Consider the following 8,209-nt stretch of genomic DNA (forward strand, 5'->3'; position numbering starts at 1 on the left):
ATCGATATATTCACAATCATCAATAAATTCGTATTTTTTTGCAGGCTCTTGTTGATTAACAGACGCGGTTTCATTTGCAATATTAGAGATAACGGGGGTGGTTTTTGAGATATTTGTCATAATTAAACCTTATCATAAAATTGTTTTTCAATTGACAGCTTATAAAAGCATCGGGTGTTGAAAAACACGGTGATAAGTCCGTTGCTTACACTTTTCCCATAAGGGTATTGTATGGTGTAAGCACACCCGACAAAATCACTATATATGCCAACGATAGCATAAAAGATAGTCAGTTTTTTAAAGACTTTGGAAAGGCTGTTTCGTAGTCTATCCGCTTATCAAAAAGTGTTTTTCAATCACTTGATTATTTATATAACAAAATACGTATTTATTGTCAAATAATATTTTATCTTTTTTGATATTTTTTCTTATTTTTTAAATACGTTATGTATTGATAATATCTTATGCTTATTAATTGCTTCTTTTATATTTATGTGCTTTTAAAGCTATATTATAGGTTTTATTAAACGATTGCGTTATTTTCTGAATCTATACATTTATAATATTTAGAAAAGCTCTCATTATGCGTATTTTAAACTTTATAACCTATCAATTTTGTTGCTAAATAAATTTTAAGATTTCTGTTAATTTCTTTTAATAACACATTTTAGACTTAACAGCCTTTATAGGGACTGTCTTTATAAACAAATGCTTTCATTTGCATTTTTGCTTTCTCTATAGTTGTTATGTTCTTTATAGCCATGGCATCATTTTTCATGTTCATAAGAGAAATGATAAATAGGATAATTGCGATTTATTGTCTGTTATGAAAACACTTATGAAAACATCTCAATAGAAACTGATCATTATAGAGATCAGTAAAATCCCTTTTAATAGACCGTGTCAGTGTTGTCAGTTCCTTTTAGACCTTCTATTATTTTTTTTATGAGTAAAAATTAAAAACATTATATTTCAATAGGTTAGTATTTTAAAAACATAACTCATATCACTATTACAATCTTTAAAGATAACCAATGATGTGAATTGATTAAAACTTGTCAGTTATGTGTCAGTAAATTGAACTGACAAAATAGATTATTTTAGTGAGTGATTAAAATGTGCTTTATGAAAAGCATATGATCTTTTAAAGCCTTTCAAAAGATAGCTTGTAACTCATATGAAATGCTATCAAGACCATTATGGTTATGAGTTTTGAAGATTTTGAGTATTTTGAGGGTTCCTTTTACGCCCCTTTATATATTATTTTTCAATCAAAAATAAAAGTTATTATATTTCAATATGTTAATGTTTTAAATAAACAACCCATATTACACACAACACGTAAATACAATCTGTAATATATATAAAAAGGGGTTTTGAAGGTATTTTGAGGGTTTGAGAAACCTTCAAAACCTATAAGTAATATAAGAAAATGAATATACATAGCTCTCTTTAAACAAAGCTATCATTTTAGATTACGATATAACCTCTTAAAGGCAATGTAAAAGAAGCGTATTCACTTTAAGATGGGATTTCTTAAAAGTCTTAAAGCAATTCAAATAAGAGTATTTAAAAGTGCAAATGATTTCTTTTTAGAATAACGCATACAAACACTCCTTTTAAAGATTGTATGTAAGCAATTTATAAAGAGGGTATAGAACCTATAGGTTATAAGACCTTATACCCCTTTGTGAGGTTAACATGCCTATCATCTGAGCATGCCAAATCTATTCAGTTTCTCTCATTTCTAATTTTGGTAGTTTTTTTACGATTTTCATTGTTTCTAAACTTACGGTAATAACTCTTTGAAACAACTCTAGAGGGTAGGCAGGGTTGCCAATGGTTTCAACAGCATAGCGATTGGCATCATTAACAATGCCGCTCTTTTTATCAGTCTTTACACATTGCCGTTCCATAACCCATTCAAGAGCGGGTTTACCATTGACGATATATTCATAAGCTTCAAGAGGGATATCTGTCATTGTGACATTGCTGTTGTAAAAAACTGTCGATTTATCTTTTACTTTACTATTCCCAAAAAAATTCATTTCTGTAACATAATAGAATTTTTCAGGATTAGGGATATCAGTGAGTTTTGGATCACCTTTTTTAAAGGTTACAGGATAAGGTTCTACAGTTTCATAGTTCATATGCAAATGCCCCAGTTCACGCCCTGCAGTTACAAATTTCCAAAAATCTTCAGTGCTCTTTACACAAGGGATACGAGGCAATTCTTTAGAGAGGTTATCAGCATAACGGGTGCGGTAATCTTCTGAATGCAAAATCCCGTAAACATAATAAAATAGATCATCTTTAGTGATAGTTTCATTAGGATAAGCGGCTTTAAAATGTGCTAATCCTTCATCCGTAATGGCATCACGGCGTTGTAAACCAGCTGTTTTGTTTTCCTCTATAGAGTTTGTAAATAAATGGGATTGCTTTTCACTTTTCTCTTTTAAGGATACAATATCTTCATAAAGATATTGCGGAAAGCATTGACCGTTTTCTATCACCTGATAATCAGACACAGCTTTAATCATAAGAACAGAAAAGGTTTTTTTTGCTCCTATGCCTGTAAGTTGTATCATTTTATTTTCAACTGATTTTCCTATAGGAAATATACATGGCATTATGGAAACTCTATCGTTGAAAGCACGATTATAATAGAGCCATTGTTTTGTAAAAGGGCGATAAATACTTTGAATAAAGCACGTCTCCTCGAACTCAAATAATTTTTCTCTTATAAATTCTCGTTTAAGAGTACTACTCCAACTGATCTTTGTAGCATCAGCGTTAACGAAATTGTCTATAGCCTTTTCACGTATTTTGCGATCAACATGTCCATAAGCTTCGTTAAAGCGCTCCACTTCGCTATTATAGAAGTTAATCATGTTGTACATGTTTTTTGATAAAGCATTACGACTTGAGTTGTATGCCCACGCATCACGACTGGTTAGAACGCCACAGGAATAAGTTTCAAAAAGCTTTGTATCATGACCTTTCTTAACACCTAAAGCTAGAAATGTCTTGAAACTGTCATCACGTTGATTTATCCAATCATTATGCCTATCCGGTGTAATTATTTGCCAACCTTGTTTACTCCGTGTAATACCATTAATGCTACCAAATTTTTTAATTGTCTTAAGCTTTTCTTCTCTATTGAGATAATCTCCAATATCACGGAAATATATTTTCCCATGTTGTTGTGCATTTGGATTTTTAACCAAAATAGAAATCGCTATAGGGGCACGAGAACCTTCACCAAAAATTTTTCCACCTTCTTTGCGAGAAAGTTCTCCAGAGGTTCGTTGATTACCACGTAAATGAAAAATATAAAGGCTGCTAAATTCTTCAACGAGGCATTTGCGTAAGCCATCCATAGATTTTGTATCTATAAAACTTGCATTTGTAACAAAACCAATCACACCACGGTCTTTTATACGGTCACTTGCCCAGCGAATGGCACGGATGTAACTATCATAAAGCGCCTGCATAAGACTTGCTTTTGAATGAGCGGCATAAGTGTCACCAATACGTTTATTTAATATGGGATAGGGAGTGTTCTTTGCATTGTCGTTTTCGCTTTTTTGTCCTATCGAATAAGGAGGGTTACCAAAAATAACTTCGATATCCAGTTTCTTTTGATGCTCTAAATATTCACTGTTTTCTTTGAATAATTTTTGCAGCAGATTCTTTTCTTCAAGCATCCGAAACGTATCAGTCAAACCAATATGCTTGAAAGGGATATATTCTCCTTTCATGATACTATGATAGGTCGATTCAATGTTAATCGCTGCTATGTAATAGGCAAGTAAGACAATCTCATTGGCATGGATATCATAACGGTATTTATATTCCATATCCTCTGGTTTGATGAGATCTGATTGTAAAAGCCGTGTAATAAAGGTACCCGTTCCCGTGAAAGGGTCAAGAATAGAGACACCCCGTGAACCAAGGCTTTTTCCAAATTCATTGCGTAAAACATCATCAACAGAATGAATGATAAAATCCACAACCTCAATGGGCGTATAAACAATTCCTAATTTTTCTACCGTACGCGGAAAAGCATGACGGAAAAATTCATTATAAAGCTTTACAATTAAGTTTTGTTGTGCTTCAAGACTTGTAGTTCCTCGTGTGTAAAATTGTACATTCCTAGAGATAGTTCTGAAATCTTGAGATTCTTCTTTAAGAGTAACTTTATCAAGGATATTAAGTACACGTTGTAAAGCACAAGAGACGGGATTTTCTTGAACAAACTGATGCCCCTCAAACAAAGCATCAAAGACTGGACGCGTCACAAGATGTTGTGCAAGCATTTCAATCGCATTTTCTTCGGAGAGGGTCGTGTTTAAATTGTTACGTAATTCGGTCATAAAACCATTAAACACCCGCCGCGTTTCCGTTTCTGATTTTGTTAAAACTTCGGTTAAGCGTGTGATATGATTTTGAGCAAGATCAGCAACATTGGTTGCCCATCTTTTCCAATAGCTAGGGTCGTAATTTCTCTTAACAATAGCTGCTCTAATGACATCCGGATATTGAGAAAAAAGGGATAATTCTTCTTCTGGTTTATATCCGTGAAAGGATTCATAAGTTGGTGATCCAATGTTCAGTCCTGAATATTCTGATTTTGAGCGTATAGGTAAGTCATCAATAACCACAGTTGTATCTTCTGAGGTAGCCTTTTGAGAAGGAACAATAATATCAAGGGCATAGCTTACGTCCTGTTTTATGGACATATGGTGGATTATTTTATTAAAACTCTCATCATGGGCACGCAAAGCATTGACGACTTGCCAGATGACATCATATTTTGGATTATTTTCCAAGGCTTGTACTGGTGGAATGCCAGCCGGTACTCCAACGGGTAGAATGATATAGCCTCTTTTCTTACCCTCTGCTCGACGCATGACACGGCCTATTGCTTGAATAATCTCAATTTGACTTTTTCGCGGGTGTAAGAATAGAACAGCATCAAGAGCAGGAACATCAACACCCTCAGAAAGACAGCGTACATTGGTTAGCACACGACACGTATTTTCCCCCGCATCTTCCTTTAACCAGTCAAGTTGTTTTGTACGCTCTTTAGCACTAAAGGTTCCATCAATATGGGCAAGAGTACAGTTAAGAGGGGGAGTATCTTTATAGTTTTTATGAAGGGCGTGCAAAGATTCTTGAACTTTTTCTTTTTTGAATTCCTTGCATATGCGTTTAGAAGTATCAATATCTTTGCAAAATGCTAAAGCTCTACGCATGGGATTGGGGTCATCTTCAAGATCAAGTTTCAGATCCATTTTGGTAAGGGCTCTATAACAGCCATTAATCTTGGTCCTATCGTCAAGAATAAGTTCATAATTCTTATCGGTAATAAGATGTTGAATGGATTGGCTTACTTCTTTTTCATTGACAACTAATATGATAACTTTACAAGGTGATAACAGTTTATGTTCTAGAGCTTCCGCAAATGTATAATGATGCAGTTCTTTGCCATAAATTTTTTCGTCATCCATAGAGGCAAGAACAGTATCAGATAGGTCAGCTTTCCTTTTTATCTTATCTGTAAAGATTTTGGGGGTTGCTGTCATATATAGACGTTTTTTACCCCGAATGATTCTGTTATCATGAACCTTGATAAATTCAGATTCACGCTTGTCTGTTCCTAACACAGCCCCAGTTGTTCTATGTGCTTCATCGCAAATGATTAGATCAAATTCGGGTAAACCATGCTCTTTTTGCGCATCTGAAATCACTTGGATAGAATGGTAAGTTGAAAACACCACCGTCATTGCATCTGCTAGGTTTTCGCAAGCTTCTTTGGCAAGGGTTTGGGCATCCGTGGTAGCAGGGAGAACAAGATCTGATGTTTCCATGCCAACAATATCATCTTGGTTCTTACGACGCTTGCCTACTTTTGTATCCGAACACACAGCAAAAGAACGCAAAGGTACTTGTGCATCGGCTGTCCATTCACGGATTGTTTGTGAGACTAAAGCCAGAGAAGGGACCAGAAACAAAACACGCTTGCCTTTCCCAGCAAGGGTTTCTGCTATCTTCAAACTGGTGAAAGTCTTCCCCGTACCACATGCCATGATCAGCTTGCCACGGTCTGCTTCTTTTAAACCTTCACAGACTTTCTTGATGGCTTCTTCTTGATGGGAACGAGGCTCTTTGGTTGATTTCAGAACCACTTCTTGTTTTGTTGCAAATATTTGCCAATCTATCCGACTGTTTTCCATATGACGAAGGTCAATGCGATAAACGGGTATCGCTTGTCCTTTAATCATGGTATTCACATTGTCACTTAATTCCACTTCTGTGCTGTCAACGAGAAGACGATATTTAAAGATGTCTTTTCCAGATGCCGCGATAAAGCTATCAATATCCTTTTTACTGATCTGATGGTCTGCCTGATAAAACTTACATTGAATAGCGACATAACCCTCTTGATTGCGAAGTTTGGCAACCAGATCAATGCCGATATCATTTTTATTCCAACCTTCACGCTCTTTCGCCCATTCATAATAGCTCTCAACTTTTTCATATCGCCCATAGTGGAGAGGGTCATACATAAGATATTTTGTCACAAAATCTTCAAATACTTTCCCCCGTAGAGCATTTGATGTTGCCTGTTCACGATAGGATTGTAAAAGGGAGTGTAAAGTGATGTGTTTGTTATCATACTTAATAGATTGCAGCATATTGTAATAAAAATCCCTTGCCTTATGATATGATCAATAATCATCAAAAGAATCAAAACGAATTCAATTAAATGCATTTAAAGCAAATAACGATAAAAATGGGAAAAAACTGCTAAAAAAGCCGATATTTTTTCAAAAGGGGTTTAAAAGGCTGTTTATCAACAGCCCATGGCATAGGATAAGATCAGCAAAGTAGTAAAATTTGCTGTTCGTTTCACGTGTTCATCAAGACAAATGAACTATGTGCTTTTAAAATATCATAATGAGTATTTTGATAGGTTTTATGAGTCACTAAAATAATCTAATTTGTTAGTTTAATTTACTGACACAAACTGACAAATATATATTATGGATTGTATTTAAGGTTGTATTGTCGATATAGGTTGTATCGTTAAAATGCTAACATATTGAAATATAATGTTTTTAATTTTTTCTCATTTAAAAAAATAATATAGGCTCTAAAAAGAACTGACAACACTGACAGCACTGGACAAAACTCTTCTGTTCAGATCACTCAGATCATTGTCTTTGGAGAACGGTTGCTTAATGCGCTGTACAGAGAGTTTTGCCTATTTGAGTAGAAAGTTTTAAAAGAGGTTTCTTTATTGTTTTCTATGATGGTTTTTGACGACAGGATGTTCTTGATCGCATGATGTCTCGTTTATATGCGTGTTGAGTGGCTTAGAGGAGCTGGAGAGTGAATTTATCTCTAATTATTGATAAATATATTGTAGCATTAAACTGGGGATATTGAAAACTGGGGATATTGATGTATTAACCATTGACGGGCTAAACAGTTTTGTTTAGAGGTTTCTTTATATAAATGTGGGGGAGAGATCTTCAGCAGTTAAAATAAAGTGGTTTTTTTAGTGTCACTTTTCTTTGGTAACAGAGGCATGTGCTTTTGTTAAAAGTGTTATAGGGCAGTGGCTGTTTTGAGTGGGTTTATTAGTGGTTCCATGAAGTTCTTTTAAATCATGCTTCATGAATAGTGCAAAGCGGGGGCAATCTGTATTGTTTTCTGTATTTTTACGCCAAAGTTCTCTTTTGAGAATTTTTCGTGCCATTGTTGTTTTCTTTGGCTTGTTTACAGGTGTAAGTGTTTATGCGCGCTCTTCAGCTGTTTTTCATTCCCCAACCGATAATTTTTCTCGCCAACAATCTGAGAAACAGCAATTAGAAAGAATTGAGAATTTACGCGCTTTAACGCCTAAAAGGATAAAGACGCCTTCAGAGCAAAATCCAGAAACGCTTTTGGGTGGGAAGCAATGTTTTCCCATTCATGCTCTTGTTGTTGAGGGAGTGCATCATGTCAAAAAGCGCTTTATATCAGCCGTAACAGAGCCTTATGTTGGAAGATGTATCGGTCTTGTCGATATTCAGCTCTTAATCAAGAAGTTAACCAAAGTTTATTTGGATCAAGGCTATGTAACGGCGCGTTTTTACATTCCTGATCAAGATATCAAAAACAGCAAGACGCTCAAATTTGTTGTCGTTGAGGGGAAGCT

Annotated in this window: 2 protein-coding genes; one reads left to right on the plus strand and one right to left on the minus strand. The window is 35.0% G+C overall.

Going from position 1 to position 8,209, the window contains the following annotated elements; translation table 11 throughout:
- Positions 1-1,727 precede the first annotated feature (1,727 nt).
- Positions 1,728-6,701 carry a DEAD/DEAH box helicase gene (locus tag ACFIKG_RS08080; protein ID WP_375626913.1) on the minus strand — a complete coding sequence of 1,658 codons (4,974 nt, stop codon included), beginning with the start codon at positions 6,699-6,701 and terminating at the stop codon, positions 1,728-1,730.
- A gap of 984 nt (positions 6,702-7,685) precedes the next feature.
- Here ACFIKG_RS08080 and ACFIKG_RS08085 point away from each other — a divergent pair.
- The coding region (locus ACFIKG_RS08085; protein ID WP_375652074.1) for a POTRA domain-containing protein at positions 7,686-8,209 on the plus strand (524 nt) is incomplete at its 3' end.

It is taken from the genome of Bartonella sp. LB28NMGDW (assembly GCF_042194435.1).
In the GTDB taxonomy this organism is placed as follows: Bacteria; Pseudomonadota; Alphaproteobacteria; order Rhizobiales; family Rhizobiaceae; genus Bartonella; species Bartonella grahamii.